The 16,747-nt window shown below is 70.7% G+C and carries 14 protein-coding genes, 1 tRNA gene and 1 pseudogene; 7 read left to right on the forward strand and 9 right to left on the reverse strand.

The features are described from left to right. The first annotated feature begins 146 nt into the window (after window positions 1-146). The 3 genes from BM051_RS20225 (at window position 147) to BM051_RS20235 (ending at window position 4,212) form a co-directional block, all read left to right on the forward strand. On the forward strand, window positions 147-3,077 hold the full coding sequence (locus BM051_RS20225) for an AfsR/SARP family transcriptional regulator (protein ID WP_166677772.1): 2,931 nt from the start codon (window positions 147-149) through the stop codon (window positions 3,075-3,077). 447 nt (window positions 3,078-3,524) lie between these two features. Then, a complete protein-coding gene (locus BM051_RS20230) occupies window positions 3,525-3,872 on the forward strand; it encodes a hypothetical protein (RefSeq protein WP_092532650.1) in 348 nt (115 codons plus the stop codon). 67 nt (window positions 3,873-3,939) lie between these two features. Beyond that, complete coding sequence (locus BM051_RS20235) at window positions 3,940-4,212, forward strand: DUF2277 domain-containing protein (RefSeq protein WP_092532654.1); 273 nt, start codon at window positions 3,940-3,942, stop codon at window positions 4,210-4,212. Between the two features lie 63 nt (window positions 4,213-4,275). On the opposite strand, the pseudogene BM051_RS30700 reads toward BM051_RS20235, so the two are convergent. From BM051_RS30700 to BM051_RS20250, 3 genes and pseudogenes are all read right to left on the reverse strand, one after another. Then, window positions 4,276-4,350: pseudogene (locus BM051_RS30700) on the reverse strand (SEC-C metal-binding domain-containing protein); the annotation flags it as partial. Window positions 4,351-5,039: 689 nt separating this feature from the next. After that, window positions 5,040-5,124 (reverse strand) — tRNA-Ser (locus BM051_RS20245). Window positions 5,125-5,172: 48 nt separating this feature from the next. Continuing rightward, a complete protein-coding gene (locus BM051_RS20250; protein WP_092532657.1) occupies window positions 5,173-5,649 on the reverse strand; it encodes a MarR family winged helix-turn-helix transcriptional regulator in 477 nt (158 codons plus the stop codon). Between the two features lie 674 nt (window positions 5,650-6,323). On the opposite strand from BM051_RS20250, the gene ypfJ reads away from it, so the two are divergent. Beyond that, complete coding sequence (ypfJ, locus tag BM051_RS20255) at window positions 6,324-7,238, forward strand: KPN_02809 family neutral zinc metallopeptidase (protein ID WP_092532660.1); 915 nt, start codon at window positions 6,324-6,326, stop codon at window positions 7,236-7,238. 170 nt (window positions 7,239-7,408) lie between these two features. Here ypfJ and BM051_RS20260 read toward each other — a convergent pair whose 3' ends face one another. Continuing rightward, window positions 7,409-8,941 carry a M28 family metallopeptidase gene (locus tag BM051_RS20260; RefSeq protein WP_092532663.1) on the reverse strand — a complete coding sequence of 511 codons (1,533 nt, stop codon included), beginning with the start codon at window positions 8,939-8,941 and terminating at the stop codon, window positions 7,409-7,411. 112 nt (window positions 8,942-9,053) lie between these two features. After that, window positions 9,054-9,716: a GNAT family N-acetyltransferase gene (locus BM051_RS20265; RefSeq protein ID WP_092532666.1), complete on the reverse strand. Its 663-nt coding sequence runs from the start codon at window positions 9,714-9,716 to the stop codon at window positions 9,054-9,056. 65 nt (window positions 9,717-9,781) lie between these two features. Between BM051_RS20265 and BM051_RS20270 the strand changes: the two genes are divergently transcribed. Beyond that, window positions 9,782-10,756, forward strand: a complete 975-nt coding sequence (locus BM051_RS20270) for an NAD(P)H-quinone oxidoreductase (RefSeq protein WP_092532669.1) — start codon at window positions 9,782-9,784, stop codon at window positions 10,754-10,756. 167 nt (window positions 10,757-10,923) lie between these two features. Here the strand turns inward: BM051_RS20270 and BM051_RS20275 are convergent, their stop codons facing one another. Then, window positions 10,924-12,123, reverse strand: coding sequence for a cysteine desulfurase-like protein (locus tag BM051_RS20275; RefSeq protein ID WP_092532672.1), 1,200 nt, complete (start codon window positions 12,121-12,123; stop codon window positions 10,924-10,926). A 176-nt stretch (window positions 12,124-12,299) separates the two neighbouring features. Between BM051_RS20275 and BM051_RS20280 the strand changes: the two genes are divergently transcribed. Beyond that, entirely contained in the window at window positions 12,300-12,869 is a 570-nt protein-coding gene (locus tag BM051_RS20280; RefSeq protein ID WP_092532675.1) for a bacterial proteasome activator family protein, read from the forward strand. 114 nt (window positions 12,870-12,983) lie between these two features. Here the strand turns inward: BM051_RS20280 and BM051_RS20285 are convergent, their stop codons facing one another. Further along, window positions 12,984-13,730 (reverse strand): cytidylyltransferase domain-containing protein, encoded by a 747-nt coding sequence (locus tag BM051_RS20285; protein ID WP_092532678.1) that lies wholly within the window; start codon window positions 13,728-13,730, stop codon window positions 12,984-12,986. 110 nt (window positions 13,731-13,840) lie between these two features. On the opposite strand from BM051_RS20285, the gene BM051_RS20290 reads away from it, so the two are divergent. Further along, a complete protein-coding gene (locus BM051_RS20290) occupies window positions 13,841-14,527 on the forward strand; it encodes an acylneuraminate cytidylyltransferase family protein (protein ID WP_166677774.1) in 687 nt (228 codons plus the stop codon). Between the two features lie 9 nt (window positions 14,528-14,536). On the opposite strand, the gene neuC is transcribed toward BM051_RS20290, so the two are convergent. Next, window positions 14,537-15,703: a UDP-N-acetylglucosamine 2-epimerase gene (neuC, locus tag BM051_RS20295; RefSeq protein WP_243859665.1), complete on the reverse strand. Its 1,167-nt coding sequence runs from the start codon at window positions 15,701-15,703 to the stop codon at window positions 14,537-14,539. After that, window positions 15,696-16,673 carry an N-acetylneuraminate synthase family protein gene (locus BM051_RS20300; protein WP_279587059.1) on the reverse strand — a complete coding sequence of 326 codons (978 nt, stop codon included), beginning with the start codon at window positions 16,671-16,673 and terminating at the stop codon, window positions 15,696-15,698. The genes neuC and BM051_RS20300 overlap by 8 nt, the downstream gene beginning before the upstream one ends. Window positions 16,674-16,747: the final 74 nt, after the last annotated feature.

A 16,747-nucleotide genomic window follows, 5' to 3' on the forward strand; every position in this document is an offset into this window, starting at 1 on the left:
CGTGATTTTGCCCCTGGTTAATCGGGCCATGGGATGGAAAACTGGTAGGCCATTCGAGCGTGGCCGTGGACCGGCGACGAACGAGGGGGTGCGTCGCGGTGGTTGATCACATCGCATTCGGAATACTGGGGCCCACGAGAATGCAGATGCACGGGCAATTGACCGTGCAGTGGGGACCGCTCAGGGAGCCCAAGCTCCTCGCCGTCCTGCTGACCCGCCCTCGCCACCGGTTCACCGCCGACGAGCTGCTGAGCTGGCTCTGGACCGACGATGAGGCACTCCCCCGAAACCTGCATCAGACGCTGCAGACCAAGGCGACCCGCCTGCGGCAGGCGTTGCACCGGGCCGGGAATCCCGCCATCCTGCCGCGCGCCGATCGTGGTTACCGGATCGAAGTCGACAAGAACGTGATCGACTATCACGCGTTTCAGCTGCACGTGTCGAATGCACGTGCACTCAGCGCGGAGGGTCGGCATCGCGAGGTGGTCGGGAGGCTGGAACGGGCGCTTTCTCTGTGGGCGGACGAGCCACTCGCCGAGCTGGATTCCGAACCGGCTCGTGAATGGCGCCGCACGGTACAGGACAACGACCTGCTCCCGGCCAATGTGCTGCTGCTCGACGCGGAGCTGAAGCTCGGCCGGTTACACGACGCCCTGCATCGGCTCGACGACCTGCAACGGCAACACGGCGACGACGTGGACCTGGCGGTGCGCCGGCTGCGCGTACTGCACGGGCTGTGCCGCTTCGAGGAGGCCGACGAGTACTACCTGCGCACCCGAAGACGGCTCGATCGGGCCGCGGCGGACGAGCTGAGGCGGTGTCAGGACGCGCTGCTGGCGGGCCGGGATCGGGTGGCGCCGGCGGAGCGGGTGATGGTGGCGGCGCACGAGTCACCGCCACCGCCGCGGCTGCTCCCACACGACCTGCCCGGGTTCGCCGGCCGGGAGGACGTGCTGACCGAGCTGGATCGGGCCACAGGTGTCGCGGACGAGATCCGGCCGGGTGTGGTGGTGGTCAGCGGGTTGGGCGGGGTGGGCAAGACCGTCACCGTGGTGCACTGGGCGCACCGGGTGGCCGACCGGTTCCCCGACGGGGTGCTCTTCGCCGATCTGCGCGGCTTCTCGGCGGACCGGCCGATGGCCGACGCCGAGCTGGTCGACCTGTTCCTGACCGCGCTGCGGAGCCCGATGGAGCACGTCACGCGCCCGAACGAGCGGGCGGAGAAGCTCCGGGCCCGACTCACCGGCCGGAGGACCCTCGTGGTTCTGGACAACGCGGCGAGCACGCAACACGTGCAGTCGGTGCTCCCACTGCTCGCGGGGTGTGTCGTGGTGGTGACCAGTCGGCACTGGCTGACCGGGCTCAACAGGTTTCCACGGGTGGTCCTGCGGCCGATGGTGGACGAGGCGGCCAGGGAGCTGCTCGCCGCACGGATCGGAGAGCGGGCTGAGCGAGAGCCGGCGGCCCTGGCCGAACTGGCGCGGCTCTGTGCCGGGGTGCCGCTGGCGTTGACGCTCGTCGCCGACCAGGCGGTGCGGTCCGGAGCGCCGCTGGCACAGCTCGCGCGGCGACTGCGGGACCCAGAGACGCTCCTCGGTATCGGTGACGACGGCGACGGAGTGGACACCAGCTTGCGGGCGGTGTTCTCGCTGTCGTACCACGCGCTGGAACTTGCCGACGCGCGGCTGTTCCGGCTTCTGGGGTTGCATCCCGGCGCCGAGTTCGGGGTGGCCGCGGCCGCCGCGCTGGCCGGGGAACCAATGTCCACTGTGGAGCGAAGGGTGGCGACACTGGCCAGCGCTCACCTGCTGGAGCAGCCGGGCGAGGTGGACCGGTACCGGATGCACGACCTGCTGTTCGCCTACGCGGCGGCCCTGGCCGCCGACCATGACGAGGGCTCGCGGGCACGAACGCGCCTGTTGAACTTCTACCTCCACACCGCGCACACCGCACACCGGACGGTCTTCCCACACCGCCAGGTTCCACCGATGCCCGATCGAGTACCCGACACACCAGTCCTGTCCTTCACGGACGAGCGGGAAGCGGCACGGTGGTGCTTGCGCGAGCGGGCGAGTCTGGTGGCGGCCGCGCGTCACGCCGCGCGCAACGGCCACCACGACTACGCCTGGCGGTTGCCGCACACCATCATCGACCTCCTCAAACGTCACGGCTACTACAGCGACGGCAGAGCCGCGCTCGAGGTCGCGGTGAGCTCCGCGGTACGCGACCACCAACCGTCGGCGGAGGCAGCGTCCCTCAACGATCTCGGACATCTCAGCCTCACCATGGGTGACACCGATGCCTCCATCGGCTACTTTCTGCGCGCCCTCCGGCTCGCGAAAGAGATCGGTGACCGGGTGGGGCTACTGACCGCGAGCCTGAACATCGGCCGGTGGCAACGGCAACTCGGCCAGCTCGATGCGGCTATCGCGACCTACCGCGAGTGCGCCGAGATGGCCGAAGAGCTGTGCGACCACGACCGCCGGGCAAGCGCGGCCCACCGGTTGGGTGAGGTGTTCGTCGACGCGGGGCGGTACCCGCTGGCTGAGGAGCAGTTCCTGCGGGCACTGCGGATCCGGGAGCAGATCGGCGATCTCAGCGGACGAGTCGAGACCTTGGGCGAACTGGCCGCGCTGAGCCGAGAACTAGGCCATCCGCTCAGGGCGAGGAAGCACTGCGAACAGGCCAAGGCCCTGCTGGAACAGATCCAGGGCGTCGGGGCAGGCATGCGGACCTACCTCGTACTGGCCGAGTTGGAGCTCGACGAGCAGCGGACCACGACCGCCGAACAGCACGCGGAGGAAGCGCTGTACCGGGCACGGCGGGCGGGCAGCGCGACCGATGTGGCGCAGGTCCTCGTCGTACTGGGGACGATCAGCAGGGCCCGCGGGGAGGCCGATGTCGCACGTGACAGATGGTTGCGGGCACGCGACATCTTCGCCGGACACCACCGCCTCGACGACGCCAAGCGGATGTCGGAGCGGATCGCCGCGCTGGAGGTGGCGCAACCGATGATCCCGAACGCGAGGACACCCTCCGCGCGCGACACGACCCAGTTGGGCCCGAGAACAGGCTAGAACCAGACACCGCTCGCCTGAATTTTGACTACTTTCCGTTACATCAGCATTGCGGCGCTGGCAAGAAGCGCAGCTAGAACACTCGCAGGTTTGCCAGACGAACAACGACTCTACAGTAGGTAGACTAGTCGAGTTTGATCTTCTTCCGGTTGCCCCATAAGGTTCCGCCAACCCGCGCATAGGGCGCGGGCGGTACCACTCCCACCCGGGGCAACACAACCCCCGCCCGGGTGTGCACGAATGGAGCACTTGTGCAAACTCGTCTCCCCGTCCGCCTGGCAGTCCTCACCATCGCGACGACCGCGGTGATGCTGTCGCTGGTCTCCCCGGCATTGGCCTGGTGGTTGCACTGACCTCGCGGTTGATCACGTGATGTAGTCAGGCATTACTGCTAGAGTGCCCCCTGGTCCTGCTCGCGTTCGCGAGCCTGATGCCAGGGGGTTACTCGTGCCGGAGCCGGTTCTCGTGTCCATCGCGGCGGCGCTCGCCGGTCGCGCGGTCGGCAAGCTCTACCAGCTCGTCAGGGAGAAGTTCGCCGGCGACCCCGACGCGACGGCGGCGCTGGAGGCCGCCGAGGGGGCGGCGGCCGACTCCTCCGAGGTCCGCGAGCTGAGCACGAAGCTCGACCGCGCCGCCACGACCGACCCCGAGTTCGCCGCGCGGCTGCGGGCCGAGTGGGAGCGGGTGAAGGTCGAGCAGCACGCCGCGGAGGGCGGGGTGACCAACCAGGTGTCCGGGCAGGTCAGTGGGCCGGTGGTACAGGCCCGCGACATTCAGGGCGGGATCAGGTTCTGATCCAGCGCCCGGCCGGGCGGCCCGCGAACCCCTGGGCGACCGGGCCGGCGCTGCGTACGCTGCTGGTATGTGCCGGAACATCACCACGCTGCGGGGCCTCGAGCCCTCCGCCACGCCCGACGAGATCGAGGCGGCCGCGCGCCAGTACGTCCGAAAGATCAGCGGCGTCCAGTCGGTCTCGGAGAAGACCCGCGAGCCGTTCGAACGCGCGGTGGCCGAGGTAACCGCGGCGACCCGTAGGCTGCTCGCCGAGCTGCCGCCGCGCAAGCAGCCCCCGAAGACCGTGCCGCCGCTGCGCCGCCCCGAGGTCCAGGCCCGCCTGGCCGCCAAGTCGGGCTGACGCCGGGGGAACGCGTTCGAATCCCGGCCGCTCGGATCGTGCCGACCAGGAGCGGCGAGCTGGTCAGCTCACGAAGCCGGGCGCTCCACAGCACTTCTTGTACTTGCGGCCCGAGCCGCACCAGCAGACCTCGTTCCGCCCGGGCGGCCACGGGCGGGCTGCTCCGAGACGAGCCCGCTCGGCCGCGAAACGCGCTCGGCTCGACGGTTCCCGCCGGCAGCGTCGCCCTGGTGTCGTCGGCCATCCGGTCCCAGTCGTCCGCGGGCTCCCCGAGCGCCGCCCGCACCCGGCGCCGCGCCGTGAACAAGCCCAGCAGCATCAGATCCCCGGCCAGGGCCGCGGTGTCGGGAGGATCGGCGGGATCGACGGCCAGCGCGATGCCGCGGTTGTACCACCGCAGCGCCGCAGCCGGGTCGTCGAGCACGCACTCGAACACCTCACCGGCGGACTCGTGAACGAGCGGGGCCGGGGTGGCCCGCCAGACCTCGTCCAGCAGCTCGAGCGCGCGCTCCCGGTCGCCTGTCTCGGCGAGGAACCCGGCATAGCAGACCTTGGTGACGTCGGCCTCGGGGCCGTACTCGGCGAGCACCCGCTCGTACAGCTCCCGGGCCCGCCGGTGGTCGCCCACCAGGTGCCAATAGCCGGCGGCCTCGGTGAGCAGCTCCGCCCGCTCGGCCGGCTCCCACTCGGCGGCCAGCTCACAGTCCCGGGCGATCGACACGGCACGCATGTCCATCGGCATCACGCCAGCGCGGGATTCCCGGGTGTCCATCCACGTTCCCGAAGAGGTGGACGGCCTCGCCGGAAACCCAACGGAGGCCCATGTGCGGAAGCGGAGGGATTTGAACCCCCGGTCCCTCGCGGGACGCTCGCTTTCAAGGCGAGTGCATTCGGCCGCTCTGCCACGCTTCCCTCGTCTGCGAGGGTAGCGGCTGCCGGCGGGTGGGGAGCGAGGGGCGGTCAGTCGTCGATCTCCTGCAGGTGCGCCAGCACCCGGGAGAACACCTCGCCCATCACCACCTGCTCGTCGTTGGACATCAGGTCGATCAGGTGCCGGCGCACCCCCTCCACGTGGGTCGGCGCGGCTCGCCGCAGCATGGCCAACCCCTTCTCGGTGATCTCCGCGACGACACCGCGCTTGTCCGCCGGGTCGCGCATCCGCCGCAGCAGGCCGTCCGCCTCCATGCGACCCACCTGGTGCGACAACCGGCTCTTCGTCGAGCCGAGCATGCTCGCCAGCTCCGTCATCCGCATCCGGTTGTCCGGGTTCATGGTGAGGCACACCAGCACCTCGTAGTCGGACAGCGACACGTCATGGTCCTGCACCAGCTCCCGGTGCAGCCGATGACGCAGCATCAACGTCGAGACGACGTAGGACCGCCACGCACGCATCTCCGTATCGGACAGCCAGCGCACATCGTCGCGAACGTCGTTCATCACACGGAGACTAGGACCTTCCTCACCCGCGCGCCCCACCCATGCGGACATGATCGCAGCGTGTCGAGTCGGGCACAATACGCAGTTGCCCCCGGAAGAGGGATAACGAAACGGTTGTGATCCGGCCACGACAAGCGCATTCTGGACCGTGACGGAGGGGCGGCCCGCACCGCGGTGCGGTACCCCGAGACGCACCGGTCCGGCCACCCCACCCGGGAAAGGGTCAGGTGATGCCGTGAGGAATGATCCCGTGCGGTTGACCGCCGGCTGTGGCCCCGCGGCTGAGGCGGCGTGACCCCGGCCCAGTCGCGATTGTGAACAGCCTTCGGGTTTCTGTAGCGCTCGACAACTGATCCGCGCAAGACGGCGTGCTCCCGGCCTGTTTCGGCGTGGCCTCCCGACCCCGTCGGCAGTGCTGAACGCCGGCCCGTTCGCGCGGTCGACCGCCCGTTACCAACAACGAACCACATGTGCTCCGCATGTGGTGCACAGTTGACACAACCTCGGTAGTCCTGGGTGCGGCCCCGACGCATGGGCCGCACCCAGGCTTTGCGTCAGGGGTGAGCCAACCCCCGGTCGCCCGGTTCCCCGCTCGTCCGGCCGGCCCACCCGGCGCCGGATATTCTCGGCGTGATCCCGATTGGTACGGATTCCAGGACGGTGAGGGAACTCCGGTGAGGTTCAACGAAGGCGCCGGGCTGGACGTCTCCGAGGTGCAGGACCTGCGCGGCAGCGGCGGCGGGATCGGCGGCCGCATCGCACTGGGCGGCGGCGGGGTGAGCCTCGTCGGCCTGGTGCTCTACTTCCTGCTCGCCCAGTTCGGCGGGATCGACGGCCCGGCCGCCACCGGGCTCGGCGACGTCCGCGCGGGCGAGGCCGTCGACAACGGTTCGCTCGCCCAGGAGTGCCGCACCGGCGCCGACGCCAACCGCAACCGCGACTGCGCCGTCGTCGCCACGATCAACTCGATCCAGGACTTCTGGACCGACCAGTTCGCCCGGTCCGGCCAGACCTACCGCAAGGCCACCACGAACTTCTTCACCGGCGGCGTGCGCACCGCGTGCGGCAGCGCCACCTCCGCCGTCGGCCCGTTCTACTGCCCCGCCGACGCCGAGGTCTACATCGACCTCACGTTCTTCGACGAGCTGCGGCAACGCTTCGGCGCCGGGGGTGGCCCGTTCGCCGAGGCGTACGTCCTCGCCCACGAGTACGGCCACCACGTGCAGAATTTGCTCGGCACCTCCGACCGGGTACGCGGCGACAGCAGCGGCCCGCGGTCCGCGGCGGTGCGGCTGGAGCTGCAGGCCGACTGCTACGCGGGTGTCTGGGCCAACCACGCCACCACGACACCCACGGAGAACGGCCGGCCGCTGATCACCGAGATCACCCAGGAGGACATCGCCAGCGCGCTGGACACCGCGAGCCGCATCGGCGACGACTACATCCAGCGCGAGCTGGGCAGTGGCCGGGTCGACGAGTCCACCTTCACCCATGGAACCTCGGCGCAGCGGGAGAAGTGGTTCACCACCGGGCTGACCACCGGTGACCCCGCCCGGTGCGACACCTTCGGCGCCCGCGACCTCGGCTGACCACGAGCTCCACGACGAAAGCCCCGCCCGGCGGGCGCAGGCGAGCCCGCGCGAACGTGGAGACCGAGCGACCCGACGTAGAACTCGCCGTCCCGACATGGATCTCACCGGTACACGGCGAGTGGCCCGCCACCGGTGCCGGTGACGGGCCACTCGCGCTCGGGTGCGGATCAGCTCGCCAGGGCGTGCTCGTCCGCGTGCGCCGCCATCATGCGCTGCTGGCTCGCGCGCTGCTTGGCGGTCTCCTTCTTGTTCTTCGCCGCCATCGGCGCCACGCCGTTGACCTCCTCGGTGCTGATCCCGTACGAGGCGATCACCCAGGCCGCGGCGTCGGCGTTGCGGTCCAGCGCGGTCCGGTCGACGTTGCCGAGGTTGTCGCACTCCTGGTGGTAGCACGGGTCGTAGGCGATTCCGGCCCGGCCGCCCCACTTCGCGGCCTGCGCCTCGGTCTTGACCTGCTCAGCGCCGGTGAACAGGCCACCGGACGGGATGCCAACCGCGATGAACGGCCCGTAGTCGGACCGACCGGTGAAGTCGGTGCCCTCGGTCGGCACGCCGATGCTCTCGATGTACTCGGCGAACCGCTGCTCGATCTGGCCGGAGCCGTAGGGGCCGGGGCCGGCGCCCACGCCGTCGGAGTTGTCACCGTCGTAGACGAAGTACCCCGCGTTCGGCGAGCCGATCATGTCGAAGTTCAGGTACATCGAGATGTCCAGCTGGCGCTCGAAGCTGAGCTGGTCCACGTAGTACTCCGAGCCGACGAGGCCGAACTCCTCGGCGCTCCACCAGGCGAAGCGCACCGCGTTGTTCACCTTCGGGCTGCCGCCGAGCCGCAGCGCGGTCTCCAGCAGCGCGGCCGAGCCGGTGCCGTTGTCGTTGATGCCCGCGCCGTGCGTGACGCTGTCCAGGTGCGCACCGGCCATCACCACGTTGTCCTTGCGGCCGGTCTTGGTCTCGGCGATGACGTTGTACGTCGTGCGCTCCTCCTGCAGCGCGCGCAGCTCGAGCGTCGTGCTGGCGCCGTCCTTGTCGAGCAGCGCCTGGCCGGCCTCCTGGCTGATCCCGCCGGTGGGGATGCGGCCGGCGGACGGGTCGCCGAGCGTGCCGTTGATGTCGCCGGGCACGTTGTTGTAGACGATCGCGCCGACCGCGCCGGCGTCGGCGGCGGAGGCCTGCTTCTGGGCGAACGTGCAGGCGCCGCGCTTGATCAGGGCGATCTTGCCGGTCACGTCGCCGTAGTCACCGACCTCGCAGCCCGGGGTGTCGTCCGGTGGGATGACCGCGAGCGGCGCGGTGATGCCGCCCACCGGGGTGGACGGGCTGTAGCTCATGATCAGGATCGGCACGCTCTCGCCGGCCACGGTCAGCTTCTCGGCGAGGGTCTCGCTGTAGGTGAACGGGAACTCCTGGCGGGTCACCTCGTAGCCGGCGGCCTCGAGCTTGCCGGCGATGTACTCCGCCGAACGGCGGTGTCCCTCGGTGCTGGCCGCGCGGTTGCCGGAGGTGCTGTCGGAGATGCGCTGGAACGCGATGAGGTGCCGGTTGATGTTGGCCACGTTCACCTTCCGCACCAGCTGTTTGGCCAGTGCGGGCCCCGGTGGTGCCGCCGACTGGTCAGCCGCGGCCGGGGTCGTGGTGAGCGCCAGACCCACGCATGCGCCGATCGCGACGGCAGGCGCGAGCTTTTTCCTGACGGATGACATAGATGCCTTCCCCTTCGTGCAGGATGCGGTTCCGGTGCCGGCACCACCCCGACACGGTGCGTGGCAGCCGATAGCCGATCACCTTCGTTCGTTTCACCCAGAAGGTCAAGGGTCAACTGGCGGTATTGCTCCCTGTGAGCAGCGGCAGGCATCCGTTCAGTCCCTCGACCCGCAGCCGCCAGCCCGGACGGTGCGCCGCGAACCGCTCCGGGGTCAGCACCAACCGGTGCTCCGTCGCCGGCAATCCTTTTCTGGCGATCCGGTTCGTGCCGTCCCGCTGATAGCCGAGTTGCTCGCTGACCCGGAGCGACGCGACATTGTCGGAAAATGCCCCAGATCTCGCTTCGGTCGCATTCAGGTAATCAAATGCCAACATCAGCACCGCGGCCCGCATCTCCGTGCCGATCCCCTGCCCCTGATGCTGCCGCCCGAGCCAGGAACCGGTGTGCACGCACCGGGTGACCCGGAAGTCCTTGGCGCCGAGCCCCTGGGTGCCCACCACCCGCCCGTCGAGCCGGACCAGGAAGTTGAGGTTCCACCCGTCCGGCCCCAGCTCGGCCCGGATCCGCCAGTGGTACTGGAGCAGGGTGCGGCCGAGCTCCTCGAGCGGCGCGTCGGTCCACGGCACGACGAACGGCATCACCTCCGGCGGGTGGATGCCGCGGTGCGCCTCCTCGGCCAGCTCCAGCAGGCCGGCGTCGTCGTCCGGCCGCAGCTCCAGCCGGGGCGTGCGCAGGACCAGGTGCCGTGGTGGCCACGGCTCGGGGATCTCCATGGCCCGATGCTGGAGGCCGTCACCTGGGCCGGCAATCGGATTTCGCCGGGGCTACAGTCGGGCCCATGCGAGCGATCATGATCCGCGAGCCGGGCGGGCCCGAGGTGCTGGAGTGGACCGAGGTGCCCGACCCCGCGCCCGGTCCGGGCGAGGTGCTCGTCGAGGTCGCGGCGAGCGCGGTGAACCGGGCCGACCTGCTGCAGCGCCAGGGCCGCTACCCGCCGCCGAAGGGCGCCAGCGAGATCCCCGGCCTCGAGTGCGCCGGCACCGTCGCCGAGCTCGGTGCGGGGGTCGAGGGCTGGTCGGTGGGCGACGAGGTGTGTGCCCTGCTCTCCGGCGGCGGCTACGCCGAGCGGGTCGCCGTGCCGGCCGGCCAGCTCCTGCCGGTGCCCGCCGAGGTCGAGCCGGTCACCGCCGCCGGGCTGCCGGAGGTGGCGTGCACCGTCTGGTCCAACGTCGTACAGCTCGCCCACCTGGCCGAGGGCGAGGTGCTGCTGGTGCACGGCGGGGCCGGCGGCATCGGCACGCACGCCATCCAGGTCGGCAAGGCCCTGGGCGCGACCGTCGCGGTGACCGCGGGCTCGGCCGAGCGGCTGGAGCGTTGCCGCCAACTCGGCGCCGACATCACGATCAACTACCGTGAGCAGGACTTCGTCGCCGAGCTGCGCCGGCACACCCGCGGCGCCGACGTCATCCTGGACAACATGGGCGCGGCGTACCTCGGCCGGAACGTGGACGCGCTGGCCACCGGGGGCCGGCTGGTGATCATCGGAATGCAGGGCGGCGTCAAGGGCGAGCTGAACATCGGCGCGCTGCTGGCCAAGCGGGCCAGCGTGGCCGCGACCGGGCTGCGTGGCCGGCCGATCGAGGAGAAGGCCGAGATCGTCGCCGCCGTGCGCGAGCACCTGTGGCCACTGGTCGAGCGGGGCTCGGTGCGGCCGGTGGTGGACCAGGTGGTGCCGATGGTTGACGCGGCGAGAGCGCACCGCGCGCTGGAGGACGGCGGGATCTTCGGCAAGGTCCTGCTCACCCGGTCGTGACGGCGGTGCGTTCTGGGCCGCACTCCTCCCGCCTCCGCTCCTCCCTCGCCGGCGCTCGGTCGATGCTCGGCAGTCGTCGCGCGACCGTGATCCTGGGCCGCACTCCTCCTGCCTCCGCTCCTCCCTCGCTGGCGCTCGGTCGATGCTCGGCAGTCGTCGCGCGACCGTCAGCGCAGCTCCTCCAGGACCCGGACGAGCTGGCTGACCTCGAACACGTTGGAGTAGTGCGCCAGCCCGATTCGCACGGCGCCGCCGACCTCGCCGACGCCGAGCGCGGCGAACACGCCGCTGGTGCCGTCGTCGGCGAAGGCGCACAACCCCTGCGACGCCAGGTACTCGGCGACCTCGGGCGCCTTGCGGCCGGCGACGGCGAAGGCCAGCGCGGGGATCCGGCGCATCGCGTCGCCGATGACCATGACGTGCCGCAGCGCGCGCAACTCGGTGGACAGCTGCGCCAGCAGCCCGGCGTGGTAGGACTTCGCCGAGCCGAGCGAGGTGACCAGCCGCTCCCTGCGGGTGCCGGTGGCGTCGTCGTCCAGCCCGGCCAGGTAGTCGATCGAGGCGACCAGCCCGGCGAGCAGCGGGTAGGCGTGCGGGCCGAGCTCGAGCCGTGCCGGGCCGCGGGCGGTGGCCTCCAGCGACACCGACGGCAGCCGCTCGAGCATCTCCGGGTCGCGGAACACCAGCGCGCCGACCGCGGGGCCGCCCCAGGCCATCGCGGACACCACGATCACGTCGGCGCCGAGCGCGGGCAGGTCGAGCGGCACGAACGGGGCCGCGTAGGTGGCATCCACCACGACGAACGCGCCGACCCGCTTGGCCAACTCGACGACCGTGGGCACGTCCGGCCGGGTGCCGACCGCGCCGGACGCCGAGGTGATCGCCACCGCCTTGGTCCGCGCGGTCACCAGCGTCTCGTACTGCCACGCCGGAAGCTCGCAGGTCTCGATGTCGATCTCGCCCCAGCGGACCACACCGCCCACCCGCTTCGCGACCTGCTGCCACGGGGCCAGGTTGGCCTCGTCGTCCAGCCGGGACACCACGACCTCGTCGCCGATCGTCCACCGCTCGGACAGCACGTCGGCGAGGCGGCGCAACAGCACCGACGCGCTCGGCCCGAGGACGACGCCGGCGGGGTCGCCACCGACCAGGTCGGCCACCGCGCGCCTGGCCGCCGCCACGATGCTCTCCGCCCGCTGGGAGGCCGGAAACGCCCCGCCGGGTCCGGAGACCGGGGCGCGCATCGCCGTGGACACGGCCGAGGCGACCTGCTCGGGCACCAGCATTCCGCCGGCACCGTCGAAGTGAATCCAGCCGTCACCCAGCGCAGGGAACAACCCACGTATCCGAGCGACGTCGAACGCCATGGAGGACACCGTACGTAGGTGCCGGTCAGCGCGCCTTCCCGGGGTTGGCCTGGTGAACACGGCCAGCTACGGTCCCGGCTACGGTACGAGACGACCCCCAGGTTGCCCGCCTGGGACCACCGGGTAACCCGTGTGCGGCACGTGCCACCGGACGCGCCCGGCGAGCGTAGAGCAGGATGGAGCACATGAATTCCCCGAACTCCCACAACGCCAACCAGCCCGACCCCGAGCAGGCCCACCACGTCGTGGTGGTCGGCCCGGACGGGTCGCCGGTGGGCTCCGCCCGGATCGCGCCCGGCGAGGAGGGCGAGCAGAAGGAGAGCGTCGGTGACCTGGTCGAGGAGCCGGCCAAGGTCATGCGGATCGGCACCATGATCAAGCAGCTGCTGGAGGAGGTGCGCGCGGCACCGCTGGACGACGCCAGCCGTAACCGGCTGCGCGAGATCCACGCGACGTCGATCAAGGAGCTGGAGCAGGCGCTGGCGCCCGAGCTGCAGGACGAGCTGGAGCGGCTGGTCGCCCCGTTGGCCGGCGACGAGACACCGTCCGACGCCGAGCTGCGGATCGCGCAGGCCCAGCTGGTCGGCTGGCTGGAGGGCCTGTTCCACGGCATCCAGACCGCGCTGTTCGCCCAGCAGATGGCGGCGCGGGTGCAGCTCGAGCAGATGCGCCGCGGCCTGCCCCCTGGCGCCACCGGCAAGGAGGGCCACGCCCCCGGCATCCACGGCACCGGCCAGTACCTGTAACCACCCCGACCCCGGCGAGCATGCCCGAGACGGCCCGGGTCGTGGAACGTGCGGCCCGGGGCCGAGTTGGGGTGGCACCGCCGACCGACCGGACGTTTGGGTGTGGCGGCGGCGCTACCGACCGACCGCCTTCTGCTCGACCTCGGCGTTCAGCTTCACCAGGTCGGGCCGGGACCGCAGCAGTGCGACCACCTCCTGCCAGCGTGGCGGCCGGTCGCCCAGCTCGGCCACCACAGCGGTGAGCAGCGCCCAGTCCTCCTCGGTGTCCAGGGTGACCCGCAGGTCGTCGGCGGCCGGCGCGACCACGATCCCGGAACAGGTGTAGCGGTCGGGTTGGCCGTAGATACCGGTGGTGACGTGCTCCCGGTGCGGTCCGGCCGGCTCGGCCGCCTGCTCGGCGAGCACCCCCGACCGCACCAGCTCCACGTCGAACCCGCGCGGCAGGGTGCGCACCAACGTGGTGCTCACGTAGTCGAGCGTGGGGCGGGCCCGCCACAGCGCGATGACCGACTCGATCAACTCCGGGTCGTGCAGCGGGCAGTCGGCGGTGAGCCGCACCACCGCCTTCGCCGGATACAGCTCCTCCACCAGCAGGAACCGGGCGAGTACGTCGTCCAGCGGCCCGCGCACCACCGACGCGCCCTGCCGCTGCGTCTCCTCGGCGACCGCGTCGTCCGCCGGTTCGGTGGAGGTGGCCACGACCACCCTGGTGACCGACGGTGTCGCCGCCGCAGCCCGCACCGCCCAGCCGAGGACGCTGCGGCCGCCGAGCGGGCGGAGCATCTTGCCGGGAAGCCGAGTGGACGAGGCGCGCGCCTGGATGACGGCGTTCACGACCGGGCGGTCCAGCATGGGTGACATGATGGCGCACAGCGATGGTCGGCCGTCGCGCAGGTAATCGATGGCCCGCTGACCTGGTTCGCCACGCACACCGGTGGCGCCAGGGTCGGGATCGGCGAAGAGGACGAAACATGGTTTCGGCGGACGTGCTCGCGGTGGTGCCGGCTCGTGGCGGGTCGGTCGGCCTGCCCGGCAAGAACCTGGCGGTGTTCCGCGGCCGGCCGCTGGTGGCGCATGCCGTCCACACCGCACTGAAGGCCGGGCTGGCGGACGTCGTGGTGACCACGGACGACGACGACATCGCCGCGGCGGCCCGCACCGAGGGAGCGCGGGTGGTCCGCCGACCCGCCGCGCTGGCCACGGCCGACAGCCGGACCCTGCCGGCCGTCCTCCATGTGCTCGACGTCGAGTCGACTCCCGACACCACGGTGGTCGTGCTGCTCCAGCCGACGTCCCCGCTGCGCACGGTGGCCGACGTGGAGGAGTGCCTCTCCCTGCACGACGACCGCCCCACGGGGTCGGTGGTGCAGATGACCACCGAGCCGGGCCACCATCCGCTGAAGTCGTGCCTGGTCGTCGACGGCACCGTCCAACCGGTTCGGGCTTGGGAGGACCTCGAGTCCCCACGACAGCAGCTGCCCGTCGCGGCCCGTCCCACCGGAGGCCTCTACCTGGCGCGGGCCCGTGACCTCCGATCGTGGGGACGCTTCTTCGTTCCCGAGGTTCGGGCCCAGTTCGTCCCACCGGAGAGAGCCCTCGACGTGGACACTGAGGACGATCTGCACCGCGCTCGCGAGTGGGCCGCGCGCCGAGCGTGAGACCCGGGATCAGCAGTCGCGGTCGACGAACTCCTTGTACAACGACGGCTTCCAGATCTGCTCCCCGGACAGCAGCTCCAAAATCCTGCGCCGAGCACCTCGCTCACCGAACCCGTTGTGCGGCGGGAACGGGCCGAGCTGGCGGGCCCGTTCCAGGGCCCGGCTGATCTCGTCGGCGACCGGGTCCGCCGTGAACACGCTCTCCGCCAGTGCGCGGTTGCGCTGCCGGCTGCCCACGGTGACGGAGGGCGTGCCGAGGACCGGCGCCTCCCGGACCCCCGCACTCGAGTTTCCCAGCAGCACCGTGGCGTGCTTCATCAGCGAGACGAAGTACTCGAACCGCATCGAGGGAAGCCGCACGAACCGTTCGCCACGGAGCCGGTCCAGCTGGTCACGGATGTCCCGGCAGCCTTCGTCGTTGTTCGGGTCGATGACGACCCAGTTCCCGTCCCCGCGCAGCACGGCATCCACGACGCTTGCGGCGTTCGGGCCGTTCGCCCTGGCCTCGGTGGTCACCGGGTGCAGCACGAGCACGCCGTACTCGTCGAACGGGATGTCGTACCGTCGCCGGACCTCGTCGATGGTCGGAAGGTCGGGCGAGGTCAGCACATCGACCTCGGGGCTGCCGACCACGAAGATCCGCTCGTCCTCCTCACCGAGCTGCCGTAGCCGGCGCGCGGCCTGCTCGTTCGCCACCAGATGCACGTGCGCGTGCTTGGAGAGCGAGTGTCGGATGGCGTCGTCGATGGTTCCGCTGACCTCGCCGCCCTCGATGTGGATCACCCGAATGTTGCTCAGCGAGCCCGCCAGCGCACCGGCGAGGGCCTCCACCCTGTCACCGTGCACGACAACGGCCGAGGGGCGTTCCTCGTGCATGAGGCGGGCCAACGCCTGCACCGTGTTGGCGAGCACGAGCGCCATCGGCTCGTCCTCGATCTGGTTCGGAATGAGATGCAGGCGGCGCAGCCCGCACCGTTCGATCTCCCGGACCGTGTAGCCGTACCGGCGCAGCATGTGCATGCCGGTCACCACGACCCGGGCCGACAGCACGGGGCTCTCCTGCACGGCCAGCATCACGTCGCGTAGCTTGCCGAAGTCCGCCCTGGTGCCGGTGAGGAAGAGGACCTCGCGACGATCATGGTCGGCGGATCCGCCGGACCGCCCTCGGTCAGGCAAGGTCCGCCCACCCGAGCTGGGTGTTCGCCGGTAGCGCCCTGGTGGCCTTCCTACCAAGGACATCGTCGTAGTCCTTCGCCTTGATCTCCCCCGTCCCGGGTCGTTTCACCCAGACGTTGTCCGTGGTCAACGCCTCGCCTTCGGCGACGGGCGCCGTCGTCACGACACACGCGTACGCGAAGTCGATGGTGGGTTGTTCCTCCGGAAGAATCTGCTTGCCCCCGCCACGAGCGGCGTGAATGAGCTTCGCGCCCTCGACGAGGCGGGCGAACTCCTCGGGCTTGGAGGACACCGGGATGTCCGGCCCCGGCCATGTCGGGTCGGACGTGAAGTGGCGTTCCAGCACGGAGGCACCGAGCGCGACGGCGCCGAGACAGGGGTAGATCGACGTCGTGTGGTCGGAAAGGCCGAGAACCGCGTCGGGGAACGCCGCACGCAGTTCGGCGAGGGCGCCGAGCCGGACCTGCTCCGGCGGGGTGGGGTAGAGCGACGTGCAGTGCAGGAGCGCGAAACCCACTCCGGCGGCACGAAGAATGTCCACGGCGGGCGCGATCGACGCGATGTCGTTCATGCCGGTGGACAGAATGACCGGCTTGCCCTTGCTCGCGATGTGCCGGATGAGCGGATAGTTGTTGCACTCCCCGGAACCGATCTTGTAACCGAAGACGCCGAGGCTTTCGAGCCGATCCGCGGCAGCTCGGGAGAACGGGGTGGACAGGAACAGCAGTCCTCGGTCCTCGGCGTGTTGCTTGATCGCGCGCTCGTCGTCGGCGGAGAGCGCCACCCGGTTCATCATGTCCCAGATGGGTTCGTCGGCGTTGCCGGGCACGACGTCGTTGGGGATCATCTCGTCGTCGACCACGTGCGTCTGGATCTTGACGCAGTCCACGCCCGCGTCCGCGGCGTCGTCGACCATGCGGTGTGCCTTCTCGGGATCACCCTCGTGGTTGATCCCGATCTCCGCGATCACCAATGGCGGATGGTCCGTACCGACGGCACGGTCCCCAAGTTGGAACATCTGGCCTCCCACTCGACACTCGACCC

It is taken from the genome of Amycolatopsis arida (assembly GCF_900115565.1).
GTDB classification, from domain to species: Bacteria; Actinomycetota; Actinomycetes; order Mycobacteriales; family Pseudonocardiaceae; genus Yuhushiella; species Yuhushiella arida.

Excerpts from the sequence above, each read along its gene's own strand:
- BM051_RS20275 (WP_092532672.1), bottom strand. The coding sequence starts at position 12,123 with ATGGCGTTCGACGTCGCTCGGATACGTGGGTTGTTCCCTGCGCTGGGT.
- BM051_RS20280 (WP_092532675.1), top strand. The coding sequence starts at position 12,300 with ATGGAGCACATGAATTCCCCGAACTCCCACAACGCCAACCAGCCCGAC.
- BM051_RS20290 (WP_166677774.1), top strand. The coding sequence starts at position 13,841 with ATGGTTTCGGCGGACGTGCTCGCGGTGGTGCCGGCTCGTGGCGGGTCG.
- BM051_RS20285 (WP_092532678.1), bottom strand. The coding sequence starts at position 13,730 with ATGTCACCCATGCTGGACCGCCCGGTCGTGAACGCCGTCATCCAGGCG.
- BM051_RS20265 (WP_092532666.1), bottom strand. The coding sequence starts at position 9,716 with ATGGAGATCCCCGAGCCGTGGCCACCACGGCACCTGGTCCTGCGCACG.
- BM051_RS20235 (WP_092532654.1), top strand. The coding sequence starts at position 3,940 with ATGTGCCGGAACATCACCACGCTGCGGGGCCTCGAGCCCTCCGCCACG.
- BM051_RS20250 (WP_092532657.1), bottom strand. The coding sequence starts at position 5,649 with ATGAACGACGTTCGCGACGATGTGCGCTGGCTGTCCGATACGGAGATG.
- BM051_RS20225 (WP_166677772.1), top strand. The coding sequence starts at position 147 with ATGCACGGGCAATTGACCGTGCAGTGGGGACCGCTCAGGGAGCCCAAG.
- BM051_RS20260 (WP_092532663.1), bottom strand. The coding sequence starts at position 8,941 with ATGTCATCCGTCAGGAAAAAGCTCGCGCCTGCCGTCGCGATCGGCGCA.
- BM051_RS20270 (WP_092532669.1), top strand. The coding sequence starts at position 9,782 with ATGCGAGCGATCATGATCCGCGAGCCGGGCGGGCCCGAGGTGCTGGAG.